Source organism: Nocardia yunnanensis (assembly GCF_003626895.1).
In the GTDB taxonomy this organism is placed as follows: domain Bacteria; phylum Actinomycetota; class Actinomycetes; order Mycobacteriales; family Mycobacteriaceae; genus Nocardia; species Nocardia yunnanensis.
Genome location: NZ_CP032568.1, coordinates 5979202 through 5994859, shown reverse-complemented (window position 1 = coordinate 5994859; position 15658 = coordinate 5979202). Strand labels below are relative to the sequence as shown.

General features: G+C 69.7%; 11 protein-coding genes. 3 read left to right on the top strand and 8 right to left on the bottom strand.

Annotation, left to right across the window (positions count from 1 at the left end):
* Positions 1-145: 145 nt before the first annotated feature.
* Genes D7D52_RS28275 through D7D52_RS28265 form a run of 3 tightly spaced genes read left to right on the top strand, consistent with a single transcriptional unit; the run spans position 146 to position 8342 of the window.
* Complete coding sequence (locus tag D7D52_RS28275; protein ID WP_120741192.1) at positions 146-7042, top strand: WXG100-like domain-containing protein; 6897 nt, start codon at positions 146-148, stop codon at positions 7040-7042.
* Complete coding sequence (locus D7D52_RS28270) at positions 7039-7590, top strand: hypothetical protein (protein WP_120741190.1); 552 nt, start codon at positions 7039-7041, stop codon at positions 7588-7590. The genes D7D52_RS28275 and D7D52_RS28270 overlap by 4 nt, the downstream gene beginning before the upstream one ends.
* Complete coding sequence (locus tag D7D52_RS28265; RefSeq protein ID WP_120741189.1) at positions 7587-8342, top strand: hypothetical protein; 756 nt, start codon at positions 7587-7589, stop codon at positions 8340-8342. Before D7D52_RS28270 ends, D7D52_RS28265 begins: the two co-directional genes overlap by 4 nt.
* Before the next feature lie 170 nt (positions 8343-8512).
* Here D7D52_RS28265 and D7D52_RS28260 read toward each other — a convergent pair whose 3' ends face one another.
* The 8 genes from D7D52_RS28260 to D7D52_RS28225 form a co-directional block, all read right to left on the bottom strand.
* On the bottom strand, positions 8513-8830 hold the full coding sequence (locus D7D52_RS28260) for a PE family protein (RefSeq protein ID WP_120741187.1): 318 nt from the start codon (positions 8828-8830) through the stop codon (positions 8513-8515).
* 80 nt (positions 8831-8910) lie between these two features.
* Positions 8911-10173 (bottom strand): hypothetical protein, encoded by a 1263-nt coding sequence (locus D7D52_RS38095; RefSeq protein WP_162958606.1) that lies wholly within the window; start codon positions 10171-10173, stop codon positions 8911-8913.
* A complete protein-coding gene (locus D7D52_RS28250) occupies positions 10170-10487 on the bottom strand; it encodes a type VII secretion target (RefSeq protein ID WP_120741185.1) in 318 nt (105 codons plus the stop codon). The genes D7D52_RS38095 and D7D52_RS28250 overlap by 4 nt, the downstream gene beginning before the upstream one ends.
* 145 nt (positions 10488-10632) lie before the next feature.
* Positions 10633-10971 carry a hypothetical protein gene (locus tag D7D52_RS28245; protein ID WP_246023348.1) on the bottom strand — a complete coding sequence of 113 codons (339 nt, stop codon included), beginning with the start codon at positions 10969-10971 and terminating at the stop codon, positions 10633-10635.
* Positions 10968-11759: an ESX secretion-associated protein EspG gene (locus D7D52_RS28240; protein ID WP_120741181.1), complete on the bottom strand. Its 792-nt coding sequence runs from the start codon at positions 11757-11759 to the stop codon at positions 10968-10970. The genes D7D52_RS28245 and D7D52_RS28240 overlap by 4 nt, the downstream gene beginning before the upstream one ends.
* Positions 11759-13606 (bottom strand): hypothetical protein, encoded by a 1848-nt coding sequence (locus tag D7D52_RS28235; RefSeq protein WP_120741179.1) that lies wholly within the window; start codon positions 13604-13606, stop codon positions 11759-11761. The genes D7D52_RS28240 and D7D52_RS28235 overlap by 1 nt, the downstream gene beginning before the upstream one ends.
* 75 nt (positions 13607-13681) lie before the next feature.
* On the bottom strand, positions 13682-15238 hold the full coding sequence (locus D7D52_RS28230; protein WP_246023346.1) for a hypothetical protein: 1557 nt from the start codon (positions 15236-15238) through the stop codon (positions 13682-13684).
* Between the two features lie 104 nt (positions 15239-15342).
* The gene (locus D7D52_RS28225) at positions 15343-15624 is read right to left on the bottom strand and encodes a hypothetical protein (RefSeq protein WP_120741177.1); all 282 of its coding nucleotides are present in this window, start codon (positions 15622-15624) and stop codon (positions 15343-15345) included.
* Positions 15625-15658 lie beyond the last annotated feature (34 nt).

Below are 15658 nucleotides of genomic sequence, written 5' to 3'. Positions count from 1 at the left end.
GTCTCCTTCCGGGCGGAGACTATCACCGCACGCCGGTAGCCACCCGGTCACTCGGTACTCATTCACCGTTCGTGTTGAGTTCACCTGCATCGTTGTGGCACAGTCGGTCTCGCCAAGATCCGAACCGACCGGCGTGAGGTGGCCTGTGGCGCTGGAATTTCCATCCTGGCTCGAATGGCTGAGCTGGCTGGTGGGTTCCGAATGGCCGCACGGTAACGAGGACCGGATGTGGCAGATGGCCCGCGACCTGGAATCGGTTGCGGGACAGTCGGATGAGTTGATCGACGAACTCACGCGCCTGATGGACGACATCAAGAAGGCGTACCCGGATGGTGTCGGCGGGGAATCCGCGCTTCAGTGGTTGCAGCCGCTGCGCGACGGTGACAGTTCCGGGCACGGGTCGGTCAAGGAATTCGGCGACAACTATCGCCAGCTGTCCAAAGCCGCCGACCAGATGGGCGATTCGCTCCAGGGCGCCAAAATCAACTTCTATATCGCGGGCGCGTTCCTGCTGGCCGAACTGGCCTGGGCGGCCGCGACCGGACCGTTCGCGGGCTTCTTCGAAACCGAGGCCATGCTCACGGCCCGCACCGCCTTCCGCACCCTGGGCAAAATGCTCGAGGGCCGCATCGAGTCGCTGATCGAACGCCAGATCACCAACGAGATGCTCAAGGAAATCGTCGTCAAGGCCGTCTACGAGGTCGGCAAGGGCGCGTTCATCTCCACCGCGCAGAGCGTCGGCCAGGAGTTGGCGGTTCAGACCATCCAGAATCTGGACGGCCGCGGGCACGGCTACGACTGGGGCGCCATCGGGAAGAACGCTGTGGTGTCGGCCTTCTCGGGTGCGGCGGGCGGCGCGGCCGGGTTCGGCATGAACCGCGCCTTTCCCACCACCATGGGCGGGTGGCGCGGCGCGTTCAACGGCGCGCTCGACGGCGCCGTGGGCGGGTTGGGCGGAGCCGGGGCGGCCTGGCTCGGCAATGGTGTGGTCAATGGGAACTGGGAGCTGGATCCGCGTTCGCTCACCGGTGGCGCCTTCGCGGGCGCCGGGCCCGGCGGGCTGCTGGGATGGGCCGGCGAGACCAACCACAACGGCCCACGGGATGTGCCGACGCGGGACGGCAGCACGACCGTCGTCACCGAACCCCACACCACCGCACCGACTCTCGACCGGCCCGGCGCCGGACCCGAGAGTCACCCGGGCACTACCGGCGGACCCACGACCGACGGCACAGCTCCCCATGGCACCAACGGAGCCCCGACCGGTGGCACCAACGGGGCCCACCCCGAAGGTGCAAATGGGGGCCACCCCGAAGGCACCAATGGGGCGGCTTCCGACGGCAACTCTCAGGGCGGAGGGCGCGACGGCGGGCCGTCGCTGCATCCGGCGAGCGCACCGGATGCGGTGAACACCGATCAGGCCCCGCCTCCGGAGCACGGCAACGACTCTCACCCCACCGACAACCAGGCGCCGGTCTGGGCAGACAGTCGCCGCGAGCGGCCCGACCTCGACGCGCAAAACGACGCGGGTGCCACGGATTCCGCCCCGCAGCGCGGCTCGGACACCCACGCGCCGGGCGCCGGGACTACCGGAGACACCTCGGGCGGTGACGCGCACGCCGGTGGTCAGCACCCGGCGACCGGTGACCACGCCGATCCCGCCCACGGTGGCAATGGTGACCCCAGCGGCCACGCTGACTCTGGCAGCAACGGGGATCCCAGCGGCCACGCAGGCTCCGGCAGCAACGGGGATCCCAGCGGCCACGCCGACTCCGGTGGTAATGGTCGCATCGGCGGTGACGCCGACGGCGCCAGGCCGACAGCCGATCCTGGCGCGGAGCCGAATCGTCTTGCGGCGGGTCCTGTTCCGATGGACGCCGGAAGTTCCGCGCACAGCGGGCCCGGCGGCGAACCCGGCCGTGGCGCCCCGGCCGGATCGGGTACGACACCGCCCGCGCACGCGGCCGGTCCGACCTCCGAGGCCCGCCCGGCCGCCGATCCCGCCAAGGCCACACCGCTCCCCCGCGACCTGCGCGCCGGCGCACCGCTCGACGGCACCGCACCCAAACCCGTCGGCACGGTCCCCGAATCGCGGGCGGCCGCAGCTGACAGACCGTTCCGGGCGGGCACGGATCCGGTCCAGGCGGCACGCACCGGGGTGGAGAAGGCCGGTCCGAACTCGGCCGACGGCACCGGCGAAACCGTTCCGGCGCACCATGAACCAGACGTTCACGAGCCCGCCGGCGCGCATCCCGTAGGCGAGGACCACACACCACGCCGTCACGACGAGGAACCGGGCAGCCAGGACCGCGCGACCGACAGCCGGGACCACACGTCCGGCGGCCAAGACCACGCGACTGGCGGCCGGGACCACGCGGCTGGCAGCCAGGACCACTCGACCGGCGGCCAAGACCACGCGGTTGGCGGCCGGGACCACGCGTTCGCCGATCCGGACCATGCGCCGGGCGCTTCGGATCATGGGTCGGGCGAACGGGATTCCCAGTCCGCCCCGCAGGCGGGCCTGCCCGACGCCGGCCCGGTGCCAGTGCATCTCCCGGGCCCCCACGAGAGCGAAGCGCCGCGAAACCCCTCCGACAACCGCAGATCCGGCGTGCCCGCCGCCGCCCCGGTCGGCGACTTCCACGGCGACGCCCGGCCGGAGGGTAAACCGCTCTCCCAGGACGATGTCGACGGCCAGGTCGACCACAACCTGCGATTGATCACCCCCGAGGACGTCCGCTGGAACCGCAATACGCGGGAATTCGTGCTCCCCAACGGTGACACCGTCCGCATCGAGGTCACCGACACCGCGCCGCCGGCCGAGGGCGGCAAGCGCGATGTCGCCCAGATCCACGAGCGCCCAGGCGGTTACGACATCCACATCTCTCCGCGCGCCCGCACCGAGGACGTGGCGCGGGCGGTGGCGCACGAGCTGGCCGAGATCCGGCTCGCGCAGGAGGATGACATTCCGATCTCCCGCCCGGATATGCGCGAGGACCGCCCCGACGCGATGACCCCGCACCTCGCGGGACGGTTCGCGGAGCTGAAAGTGCTGGCGGCCAGCGTCGATCGGGCGGTCATGGATCCGGCGACGAAGGCCGGGGAGCTCTCGCGACTGCGCAACGATCTGCACGATCTGACCCAGCAGCTCGGATTCCACGACCCAGCGCACGAGGCCACCGTCAAACAGCTGCTGCACGAGCATGATCCGGTGCTCGCGCATCGAATAGGACTGCAAGAGCACGACATTCTCGGGCACCGGCCGACATTCGGGCCGTCGCTCGACGAGCATGGGTTCGCGCAGGGCGCCCACGAGCACCTCGACCAGCTCGGTCAGCATCTCACCGGCGAGCACGCCCCGGACACGCTGCGCGCCGAGGAGCAGGGCCTGCACGGCCGCATGCGGGAGGAGCTGTCGCGGCGGATCTTCGACCCCATCTTCGATCCGGCCACCCGCACCGCGCGCAAGACCTGGGACGGCCTGCTCGAAGCGCTGAACCCGTTGAGCGCGGTCATCAACGATCCCTCGCTGTCGCCGCGTGACCGCGCCGCCGCGCTGCATCAGGCCATCGACGATTTCCGCTCGCACCCCGACATGACCCCGCAGGTCCGGGACGCGATCGGCGACAATGGTTTCCAGCACATGCACGATGCCGCCCAGGCGCTGGCCGACGGTCCCAACCACGTCACCGGGGTGCTCGACACCGCCACCGGTCGCCTCGTCGTCGACGGCCGGGAGACCACCCTCGGCGAATTCCTGCAGGGCGTCGACCGCGCCAATCGCGGAGCCACCGAGAACGGGCTCAATGTCGAATACACGGTGGTGCTGCACGACCCGGTCGACGGGCAGTCGGCCGTGGAGGTGATGCCCCGGCCGCGCCCGCAGCATCGGCTTCCCATGGAGCAGACCGTCTTCGGGCCGAATCACGAACCCCTCCCGCGCGAGGAGCGACCCTCCCTGCCCGCCGCTGTGGAAGGCGGGCACACCGTCGATGTGGGCGTCGGCCGCGGCGCGTACGCGCTCGAGCTCACGCCCGCCGCGGACCGGTCGCACGGCGGCCTGGTCGTCAAGACCGAACTCGCCTCCGAATTCGCCGGCGCCGCACAGCGTCGTCGCGATCTCGGCATCCTCGATCCCGGTCCGCTCACCGAGCCGGGCACGGTCATGGTGTTCGGCGATCTGCTCACCAACGGCCATCTGCTCGCGGACGGGACGGGCGAACCGGGCCTCGCGCGGATCTACATCAACAATGTGAGCGCGCATCTGAACCCGTCCGAATATCACGGGATGGCGGAGCGGCTGCGCGACGCGCTGAAACCGGGCGGCCGCATCGAGATCCAGTGGGACACCAAGCCGGAGAACACCGAAGAGCCGTTCAAGTACCGCGGGCACATTACCGGGCCCGAGCTGATGCGGGCCCTCGACCAGATGTACCCGGAGGGGGCCAACCCGTTCCGGATCGTGGAGGAGACCACGATCCCGGAGGGGCAGCGCAACTACGACTACACGATCGACACCGGCGCCAGCAACAACCTCAATCGACAGCGGATGGCCGGCATCATCCCGCCCGAACCCGACCATCGCATGGTCATCGCCTACGAGCCGCACGGGGAAGTCGTGGCCGCGGTGGAGCCGCATGCGAGCGATGCGCCGAGCCCGGAGACCATCGAGGCCGAGTACGGCATACCGCAGGAGAATCAGCAGAAGATCCAGGCCTACGCCGATGAGCACGGCCTGATCATCGATGTGCGGCCGACCAATCCGGACGCCGTCGACCACCTGCGTGACGGGGCCATGCCCAAGCCGATGTCCATCAAGGACAAGACCATCAACGCCGCCGATATCGCGCTCGGCGCGCCACCCGAGGCCAAGGGACTGGTCGGCCGGTTCGAGCCGGGACAGCTGCGCATGCCCGAGGGCGAGGACCTGACGCCGGAGCGGGAGGCGGCGTTGCAGAAGCGGCTCGGCGACCGCGAGAACGACTACCGGGCCTACTCGGGCTACATGGACGACCTCGTCGCCCAGGGCAAGTTCCGGGTCACCGCCGACGGCGTACTGGAAGGCCGGGTCGGCGATGAATTCAAGCCGGTCACAGGCGATCACGACCTGTTCGACATTCGCCACCCCGATGGCACCCCGCTGACGCCGGAGGAGCTGCGGACGCACGAGAACGCCCTGATGAACAGGGATGCCGGGATTCAGCACGGGCCGCACGTGTACTGGGAGCCGACCTCTCACTATCAGCGGATCCGCAACTTCGAGAAGATCATCGACGAGCACCAGTTCGATCCGGACCCGAATACCAAGAACGAGCCGCTGATTCGGTTCGCGCCCGGTGAGCAGCCGAAGGTCGTGTGGGCGGACCGGACCGTCGCCGACGTCGATCGCGATATGACGCCGTGGCATCTGGAATCGGATCTGTCGCGGCTGTCGCCGGAGAGCCAGGCCGATCTGGAACGATTGCGCCAGCGTGCTTTCGACCTCGCCGGTCACCCGGACTTCGATCACGCCAAGTATCGGGAATGGCTGCACACCGACGTCGAGGATCCGGCGGCCACCGGGACCCGCGAACACCTGGCCGCCATGATCAAGCGGGAGGCGCGGGCCGGCACCGACCCGGCCGACATCCTGCGCATCCTGGACTCGTACGAGAATCCGGACGGCTCGGCGCGCGGCGGCAACCCGGAGCCCGGCGACGATCCTCAGCCGCCGCAACGGCCACCGGGCGGCGGTGGGCCACGCGACCCCGGCCACGGCGGTCCGCGGGAGCCCGCGGGGGACCCCGGCGAGCCGGGTGACCAGAACCCGCGTGAGCCACACGACCAGAACCCGGCCGAGCCACACGACAAGGATCCGCGCGAGCCGCACGACAAGGATCCGGGCGCGGCGAACGAGCACTCTTCGGCCGCACCGCCGCACCATGATTCGCGGGATCAGCGCAACGACGATATGCGCGATCTGCGGGCGGAGGCACGCAGCCTGCGCCAGGCGGGCATGGATTCGGTGGGCGAGATGACCGGCAAGCATCCCGCGTTGAAGGACGAGTGGCGGCCCGACACGCGAGCGCTGGTGACCGGTCGGTATCGCAGTGATCACGACGGTGGTGTGCACGACAGCTTCAATTACAGTGGGACGCAGCAGGAATGGTCGCCGGCCGCCGAGGCGCCGCGGGCGCCGGATGCCGGCGACCGGATCTTCGAGACCGCCAATGCCAGCGCCTACGATCCCGCGACCGGGCACTGGGCCGACGGCAAGGGCAGTCCCCGGTTCAATGACGCCGAGGCGAAGTTCTTCGAGAATCTGGTGCGCGAGCAACTGGCCGAACACAGCGGCCTGTCGAGGCAGGCGCTGGACGACATCATCGGTGACGCCATCGCGCGCGCCGACGCCGAAATATACGCGGACCGACCGAGTTTCCGCGCCGAGACCAAGCACGCTCGCCACATCATCGAATTCGCCGTGCACGAATTGAACGAACGCGCCCGCGCGGCCGCGCCGGACCCCTCCGCGTACACGCCGATCACGGCCAGGGATTTCTCGCCGCACCAATTGGCGCGGTTCACCGGACTGCCCAAGGACGTGACCGAAGCGCTGTACCCCGTCCCCCCGGGCGGGCGCATCGATACCCGGTACACGCTGCAGCACCTGGCCGATCACGGCATTCCGGAGGAGGCCGCACGACAGGTGTTCAAGGAGTCCGTGGACACGCTCGGACTCAGGCCGGACAACGCCAACCATTTCTCCAAAGTCGATGTCCTGCACGCGCAGAAGCGCATGGAATACGCGATCGAGGAAATCAATCGGCAGGCGGCGCAACACGCCGAGGAGAACGGTGTCCCGTTTTCGCCGATCACCCGTGACAGCGTGACCGGAGATCTGCGCATGGTGGTCGACCTGCCCGCGGCGCGAACCCAGGATATGCCGCCGGAGTACCAGATCTGCCTGTCCTGCCAGCGCGTTATTCTGGCCTACGAATCCGTGTTCCCCGGAATGCGGCTGGAAATCGTCAATCCCGCGGGCGAAAGGTTGCATCCCCGATGAGCCAATGGATGACCGGTCCCGGTGGGCGGATCCGGATCGTCTTCGACAATGTCGTGGCCGATGGGCTGCGGCGGGACTCGGTCGTGGGCGCGACGGACGCGGCGATCGACGCGTATGCCGCGGGGCAGGGCGTCGCGCGGGTGCCGGGGGCGGTGCGGGAAGTGCTGCGGCTCATCGGGGCGCGGCACGGATTGTGGCTGGCCGGAACCGCATTCGGGGTCGACGCCGTCACCGGTGAGACGAAACGCCAGGCGCTGGCGGCGCTCACCGGTCTGGCGCACGCGTTGCGGGATCCGGCGGGAATGCTGGTGCTCAGCGCCCACCAGGCGTACACCTACCAGGTCATCGACGGCGCCGATCTCGCGCAGGAGGATCCGCCGGTCTGGGAGATCGTGGAGGGCCAGGACGCGCGGCCCCGCTGGCGGTCGGTGACCGCCTGGTTCGCGGCGATGGACCCGGATATCGAATCGCGGCGCGAGATGCTCGAGGTGAATGCCGAACTGGGGCACGAGCTTCCGGCCTGGGCGGCGGACATCGAGCCGCGATGAGCGGGGACGATCATCGGGCGGCACGACGGGAGCTGCTCGCGGAAGGCAACCGGCTGCAACAGGCGTATCGGGCGAGCAAGCCCGCGGACTCGTCCCTGGCCGCCGCGGCCGACACGCTGCGTACCCGATACCGCGACAGCCTGCCGGTGATCACCGTGTCGCGCAGCCCGCTCAGTGACCGGCTCGTTGAGCGGGCGATGGATGTCGTGGATTTCGACGGCTGGTTCTGGGATTACGACAATGCCGTGCGGCCGCTGCCACAGCGCGGGGACGGCTGGCTGGCCATGAGTGGCGCGGCACGGCTCACCGAGCCCGTCACCGCGGCGCCCTTCGACTGTCATCCCGGGCCGGATCTCCCGTATGTGGTGCCCGGCATGCTGCGGCGGCCCGGAACCTACGCGGTGATATCGCAGCTGGACGTCGGCCGCCATACCTGCTGGGCCATCAACTATTTCGGGCCCGGCCGACCCTATCCGCTGATCCACGAATGGGGCATCGACCGCAACGACCTGCACGATTCGGGTGGGTACTGGCGTGCGGACGACGCGTACATCGCGTTCAACCGCGACGTCGATTTCGAGCTGCGGCCATGGCTGGAGACCGGCCAGCTGCTGTGGGTCGCGCCGGGTGACAGCGAATTCACGCTGCGTTCGGGCGCGGCCGACTGCCCGTACCTCGAGCTGGATGGCGACCGTCGCGGACAGATCATCCGCAACGGCGACATCCACACCTACGAATTCCGCGGTTCCTGAACGCGGGGTTCGTGAACGCGAGGCTCGTGAACCTGGGATTCGTGAACCCGAGGCTCGTGAACCCCAGGGCCGTGAACCCGGGGTTCGTGAACCCCACGGCGTTAGCTTCGGGCGTGGCCGATCCCGCGACCAGGGAATCCCAGGGCCGTGAACCGCGGAGCCGGTCCCGCCTAGAGGTTCGTGAAGTCGGCCGAGTTGTCGACTTCGACCTGTCCGAAGGCGTCGGCCTGACCGCGCACCAGCGCCGCCAGCTTGCGTAGCTCGTCCACACCCGACCCGCTCTGCGCGACGAAGGACGCGCCGACCGAGGTGAGCGTGTCGGCCGCGGCCAGCGAGACGGCGTCCGAGCCGGCGGCGGGCACGGCCAGCGCCTGCCCGTCCGCACCGAGCGCGTGCTCGAGCCGATCGGCCATGGCGTCCAGGTCAGCGGCGGCGGCCCGTACCGCGTCCGCGTCGAAACGCACACCGCCCAAGTTGAATTCGCTCATCGTCCCTCCCTTTCCGGGCGAATCCTACCGCGCCGGGCCGACTTCCACCGACCCGGTTTCCCGCACAGCGCCGCGGCCCCTCACTGGGCCGGGCGCGGTCCGTTGGTGCCGACCGCGCCGACGACCGGCACGCCGGTGTATCCCAGCTCGCCGACGACCTCGTCGCCGTGTTCGGCGGTGACCATGGAGGTGCGCACTTCCTCGTCGGCGTCACCCGCGGCAGCGGATGCGCCGGCCGCGGCGCCCATGGGCGGCACCATGCCGCCGCCCATGCCCGCGCCGCCGGTCGCCGGCATCGGCGCGGGGGCCGCGACGGGTGCGGCGGTGGTCGCGCTCATGGTGCGCGGGCTGGCCTGACCGAGCGGAGCCGGCGAGCCGGCCACGCCGCCGATACCGGCCATCGGGGCGAGGCCGCCGCCGAGCCCGCCGCCGCCGAGCCCGCCCGAATCCGCGTGCGCGGCAATGGGTTGGGCCTCCGGCGCCGGATCGGCCGGCGTGGCCTGACTGATCGACTGCAACTGCTGCAGCTGCTGCACGCCGGTGCTCGCCGCGCTGCTCACCGGAGAGATCAGACCCAGCAGTTGAGTCACCTGCGACAGCGAGTCCCCGCCGCTGGTGGGCGCGGAGGTGATCTTCACCTTGTGGCCGGCGGTGGTCATATTGGCGCTGTGCACCGTCATCTCGGTGCGGGTCTTGGCGACCGTCGCGGTGGCCTCGGCGGCGGTCTCGGTGGCCAGTGACAGCAGGAACGCCTGGCCGGGCGGGGTGCCGATGAACGGCGCGGCCAGCGTGACACCGGTGACGAACTTGGTGATGATGGCCGACATCGCGGCCGCGCCGGTGGCCACCGAGGTCGCCGCGCCCGCCATCACCGTCTTCTGCTGCAGGTTCTGGCCTTGCAGCTCCACGGCATTGGCCTGCGCGTCGGCGCCCTTCTCCGCCGCACCGGTCGCGCCGGCGCCCTGCCACGAATTCGAGCCCGCCATCGACATGACCGACTGCGCGATCGACATCACCTGCTGCAGGGCGCTCGCGACACCCGAGAGCATCTGGGACGCGTCCAGCCCCTGCCCCAATTGGCCGGTGCCGAACGCGGAGGCCAGATCGGTGAGCGGCTTGGTCAATGCGGTCAGATCCAGGGTGGGCAGCGGCGGCATGTCGGGCAGCGGCGGCAGGGACGGCAGTTGCGGCAGCGCGGGCAGGCCCAGCGTGTGCAGGACATCACCCACCGGGCTGTCCAGCAGCGGCGCGAAGTTGGTGTCGCGCAAGGCATCCGCCACCGACTGACCGGTGGCGGGGGTGGCCTGCACGGCGCCCGTCGAGCCTTCGAAGGGAGTACTCACAGGTCTTGCGTCAGCGAGAGGAAGTCGACGCCGGAGGCCTCGTCGGTGGCCTGGTAGCCCGCCGCCGCCTCGTGGGCGGCGACCGCGGTGCCGGCGTGCACGGCGGCCAGCTCGGCCACCGACGACAGGTGATTGCCTTGCGCGCCGGCGTAACTCAGCAGGAAGTCCTGACCGATGAGTCCGAAAACCGGCACCAGGCCGGCGACCGTGGCGACCTGATCGACCGCGGCGGCGCCGGCGACAGCGCTCGCCATGGCGGCCGAAGCGTCTCCGTAGGCGCGGATCGCGTCCGGTGTGGCAACGAGATTGGTCATGACACCCCCATCAGGAAGATCATCTCGAATTGAACTATACAGAGCGATGATTCGCTCCACCTAGGGAAGAGTTCCCGATGCGACGAACAGCCGGGTGAATTCCAGGTGGCCATTCCGTCCGGCGCCGGCGCGACCGTCGGGGACATCAGATCGGGCGCAGCCAGCTGTCGGGCTCGGTCTCGTACTCCTGCTCCTCGGCGTACTCCTGCCGGGTCACCTCCTCGGTGGTCGGCAGACCGGTCAAGGCCAGCAATTCCGGGGCCAGTCCGGCCGCCCGCAGCTGGGCGCGGCGCTCGACCCCGGCGCGGGCCGCGGACTGGCGGCACAGGCGCAGCAGATCCGCGGCCAGCAACTCCGGATCGCCGCGCAGATGATCGCGCTCCACCGAAATCGCCAGCGGCAGGCCCTGTTCCGTGGTGGTCACCACCATCGAGCCGGTGCGCGAGGACAGGGTGAACTCGGTCGGGAAATCCGGTGCGGTCACTGGTTTACCTCCCATTCGTCGGCGATGGCCAGGCCCACTTCCGCGATCCTCGTCTCGAGTTCCTCGATGACGCGGCGGCGGTCGGCGGGCACGGCCACCGGGGGCTGATCGGCCGTGATCAGGTAGCGGCCGTCGCCGACGAGATCGCGCCACTCCAGCTGATGGCGGGTGATGCCGCGGGGGCCGAAACGCGAACGGCCCTGGACCACTTCGATGGCGCCCCGGCGGGAGACCGGGGCGGAGAGGAATTCGGCCGTGCGGTCGACGATTCCGCCTTCCAGGGTTTCGTGGGCCGGGGACAGGCCGTAGTCGTACTCGGTCGCCACCACGTCCGCGGCCGCGGCCAGGACGAGGTCGGGGCCGTGACCCGCGGGGATGTCGGGCATCAGGGCCACCAGCTCGGCGGTGAGGTCAGCGGCCCAGCATTCGGAGATCGTGAAACCCGCCGCGTGCCCGATGGTTTCGCCAGGCTGCTGCACCACCAGGTACCCGGCCTCGCCGGAGCGCACGCCGAGGGCGCGAATGCCGGCTTCGGGAAGTCGCCAGTCGGCGCCGTCCCAGCCCCGCAGCTCGACGCGGACCTCGGGGGTGTGCAGGACGCGCAGCACCTCGGCGAAGTCCGGGTCGCGGTCGCGCAGGCCGTCGCGGGCGCGAGTCTTACTGTCCTGGAACGCATTCCACAATGGGTCGCGGCTGGTGAACCACAGCGGCGAGGGCAGATGCTCCTCGCCGAGATCCTGCCACAGCACCAGGAATTCCAGATCGGTGAACGTCCAGGATCGCAGCATCAGCCCTCGACCACCGGTTTGGCCACGATCGGCGCCTTACCCATGGCTTCGTCCAGATGCTCGGCGGAATCCAGGAATTCGGGCCGCTTGTGTTCCTTGCCGCCGCCGGCGCCGTGCGCGCCGGGCGGGTGCATGCCGCCCATGCCGCCCATCCCCGAACCCATGCCGGTACCGGTCGCCACGCCCGCGCGGGCGGCACCGATGGCGGAGCCCTCGACCGCCTCGGCGACCGCGGCGCGCGGGAAGAGCCGGGCGGTGGCCGCTTCCACCGCGGCTTTGGCGGCCGGGATACCGCCGCCACCGCCGCCCGGGCCGCCACCGCCGCCGGGAACCTTGAGCTGGTCGAGCAGGTTGGTCAGCGGTGCGTCCTTGAGCTGATCCTTCAACTGATCTTGTTGTTGTTTGTTCTGCTGGCCCGTGGACAGGCTCGACAGACCCTGCATGCCCTGCTGCAGAGCGCTCGCCAGCTGCGACATCTGCTGGCCCGATTGGCTGCTCGTGCTCGAATTCGAGTCGGTGGCATTGGGATTGGATCCGTTGGGATTCGAGCCGTTCGGGTTGGTCCCGTTGGGGTGGGTCCCGTTCGGGTTCGTTCCCTTGGGATCGGTGCCGTTGGGGTTGGTTCCATTGGGATTGGCGCCGTTCGGGTTCGTCCCGTGGGGATCGAGCTTGTTGGGGTCGAGCTTGCTCGTGTCCTTCGGCAGGGCGTTCGGGTTGAACGGCTGCGGCCCGGAACCGAACGGACTCTTGCCGCCGGGGCTCCCACCGTTGTTGCCACCGTTGCTACCGCCGACCGGGTTGCCCCTGTTGTCGTTGCGGGGCGCGTACGGCCCCGGGTTGGACGGCATCGGCGCGGTCGGGTCGGCCAGCTTCGGGACCGCCTGGCTCGCACCGAGCAGGCCCGGCACATACCAGTTCTCGAAGGCCAGCTGGGCGGCCTTGATCATGTTCTCCATGCGCTGGTAGTGCTGATAGTCGAAGTCGTCGGGCTCGTGGTGGGGCATGAGGTTCTTGGTGTTCTCGAGCCAGCCCGACACGTAGGTCAGATTCGAGGCCATCGCGTACATCTGCGAGGTGAGCTCGTCGGCCTGCGACTTGAAGTTCTTGGCCGCGGTGACCGCGGCGTCCGCGCCGGCGCTCGACCACTGTTTGCCGTCGACGATCTTGCCGAGCTCCTGGGTCAGGTCCGCGAAGCTCTTGTTGACCTTGTCGGCCACCTTCTTCCAGGTCGCGCCATAGTTCGCCACCGTCTGCGGGTCCATCCCGGCGCCCGCCTGGTAGAACCACTCCAGCTCGTGGTAGTCGTACGGGTTCTCCGGGGGGATCGAGTCGTAGTGGCCGTCCTCGTGGGCGACCTTGTACAGGTCCGGGTGGTCCTTCTGCTGCTTGTCGATGCGCGGGGTGGAATCCCCGCCCAGTTGCGGGATGGTCCCGGTTTGCAGGGTCGGCTTGGCGGGATCGGCGTCGGCGGCGTCGTTCTCCTTCTTCAGGCGGGTGAACTTGGTTTTGGAGTCCTCTTCGGCGGCGTCGTAGGTCTTGTCGGCCTGGATGAGGGTGTCGGCCATGGCGTTCACCAGCGCGATGTAGTGATCCAGGATGCCGCCGAGGGCGGTGCCCTGATCGTTGAAGCGCCGCTTGAGGATCAGGATCTGGTCGAGCCGCCCGTTGTTGCTGAAGCCCGTGTGCGTGGTCAGGAGCTGCTGATAACTCTTGGCGAACGTGAGCGCGTTCGCCGCGGCGGCAGCGAGTTTCGAGGCCTCGCGCGCCGCTCCGGGCACCAGCTCGAGCGTGCCCGCCTGCGCCTGCTGGGCCAGGCCCGCCCAGCCGCCGGTGAAGTCGTCACCCACGTCCCACTCCTAACTCGCGCGACACTCCGACGATAAGGCCCGAGCCCACCGATCCTCCACTTGTCGACGCCACCGCTACGAATGTCGTTGGTGGAAGCGCTCTTCGAAACCGGACAGGTACACCGACGGCGGCGCGCTGGAGGTGGCGGACTCCAGCACGCCGTCGTCGGCGACGTAGAACAGTGCGCGATCGAGCACGACCTCGTCCGGCTCCACCGGGAGATACACCAGCCAGCCGACCGAAAGGCGTTGCGCGTGCAGGCGATCGGGCGGGTACGCGAGCGGGTCGAGCTGTTCGGTGCGCAGGTGGTGGCGGACGATCTCGATGGCCTCGAAATCCGGGATCGGGTCCGGACCCAGCCGCGCGACACCCGCGAGCGCCAGCTGATAGTGGGCGGCGTCCAGATCGGCTGCGTCGCCGAAGACTTCGGCCAGCTGGGCGTGCGTGACATCGCGGCGCTGCGCGGCGTCGACGAAATTCGCCACGGCCGAACGGAGTTCGTCCGACGGCTGTTCGGTGAGCAGATCGCAGACCACATCGGTGACCGTGGCCGCCGTCCAGATTCCGGGCACCGCTACGGCGACGTCGGCGGCGGCAGGCGACTCGCCGCGGTACCAGCGACCGCGCTCCCACCAGTAGCAGAAGGTCAGCAGACCGCCGGCCGCGCGGGTGTTGAGCACCGGGTTGGCGACCCATTCGGGCGCGCCCGCGTACAGGCGCGGCAAGCGCTGTTTGCCGTTGTAGGCGGCCTCGAGTTCGGGCGCGTTCCAGACGCCGCCCGACAGCACCGCGCGGCCACCGGGGAGCTCGTAGAGCGAGGAGCCGGAACGGCGCGCGCCCTCGAACCAGCCGAAGGACGGCAAGACGCGCGGACCCCACTCCGAGCCGATCGCCACGAAGGCGGCGGCGAGGGCGGCCCAACGCGACCACAGCAGGGGGAAATCCGGGAAGTCGTCGCTGGAAACCACCGGGAGATAGCCGGATTCGCGGTCGGCGCGGGCTTGGACGGCGGCCGCCTGCGGGGTACGGGATTGGCGGTTCTCGTGGCCGATGTAGGCGGCCAGCCAGGTGGGCAGGCTGTCGCGCGGGTAGGTGCCGAGGTCGGTCAAGTATTCCTGCGGGGCGAACAGCTGATCGTCGGGGAACGGTTCGTCGCCGTAGTCGTGATCGACGCTCAGCGCGCCCTCGGCGGTGAGCTCCAATTCCAGCCGCCACCACGGGCCGTCGCCGAGTTCGGCGGACAGTCGGCGGTGGGTGCCGACCAACTCCAGGATCGGCTCGGTGGGCAGGGCGTGGGCTTGGCGCTGACGGTCGTCGGAGAAAACGATGCGGGAACGCTGACCGGTGACGGTGAGAGCGAAGGCGGCGTGCATGCGGTGCCAGCCCGGCGGGGCCAGGGCGCGCAGTTCCGACGCGATGCGATGGGCGAGGCGGCGGGCGCGCTCGGGGTCGTCGGGTTCCTCGGTCCGTAGCGAGAAGCCGACATCCGGGCTGGATTCCGGTGCGGTATCGGGGTTTTCGGATGGCTCAGTGGCCGCGCCAGCGGTCGGTTCAGGGGCCGGGTCCACGCCGAGGACGGCGGTCAGCGGATGAATCTCCGGTGCGTCGTCGTGCTCGGGTACGGCGTCCACACCGAAAGAGGGTACGGGAGCGGCGGATTCGGGGCTGGGCACGGCAGCCCGCGTATCGGCGGGGTGCTCACTGAAATCGCGGGAAACGGTCACGCCGGGTGTCGCTAACTGTTCGAGGTCGGTTTGCGCTCGGCGAGCAGACGCTCGATATCCGCGCGCCAGCGGGCGGCATTGCTGCCGTCGAGCTGACCGGCGAAGGCTGCGCGGGCGGCGGTCACGAGGTCCTCGGAGACATTCGGGTACGCCTTCGCGATCGCCCACAGGGCGGCCTCGGTGGGCGAATCCAATCCGGAAGCGGTGCGCACGCCCTCCCCGGCCAGCACATCCGCCAGGAGCGTGTCGAAATTCCGCCGCAGCTGTTGCTCGCTCGGGCGGTCACCGCGCACGTCGAACCTCCTCATCCATTCCGAAGACCAACTG

What these genes read in the sequence shown, in the direction of transcription:
- D7D52_RS28270 (WP_120741190.1), top strand. Translation starts at nt 7,039, where the DNA reads ATGAGCCAATGGATGACCGGTCCCGGTGGGCGGATCCGGATCGTCTTC.
- D7D52_RS28240 (WP_120741181.1), bottom strand. Translation starts at nt 11,759, where the DNA reads ATGCTGCGATCCTGGACGTTCACCGATCTGGAATTCCTGGTGCTGTGG.
- D7D52_RS28265 (WP_120741189.1), top strand. Translation starts at nt 7,587, where the DNA reads ATGAGCGGGGACGATCATCGGGCGGCACGACGGGAGCTGCTCGCGGAA.
- D7D52_RS28250 (WP_120741185.1), bottom strand. Translation starts at nt 10,487, where the DNA reads ATGACCAATCTCGTTGCCACACCGGACGCGATCCGCGCCTACGGAGAC.
- D7D52_RS28260 (WP_120741187.1), bottom strand. Translation starts at nt 8,830, where the DNA reads ATGAGCGAATTCAACTTGGGCGGTGTGCGTTTCGACGCGGACGCGGTA.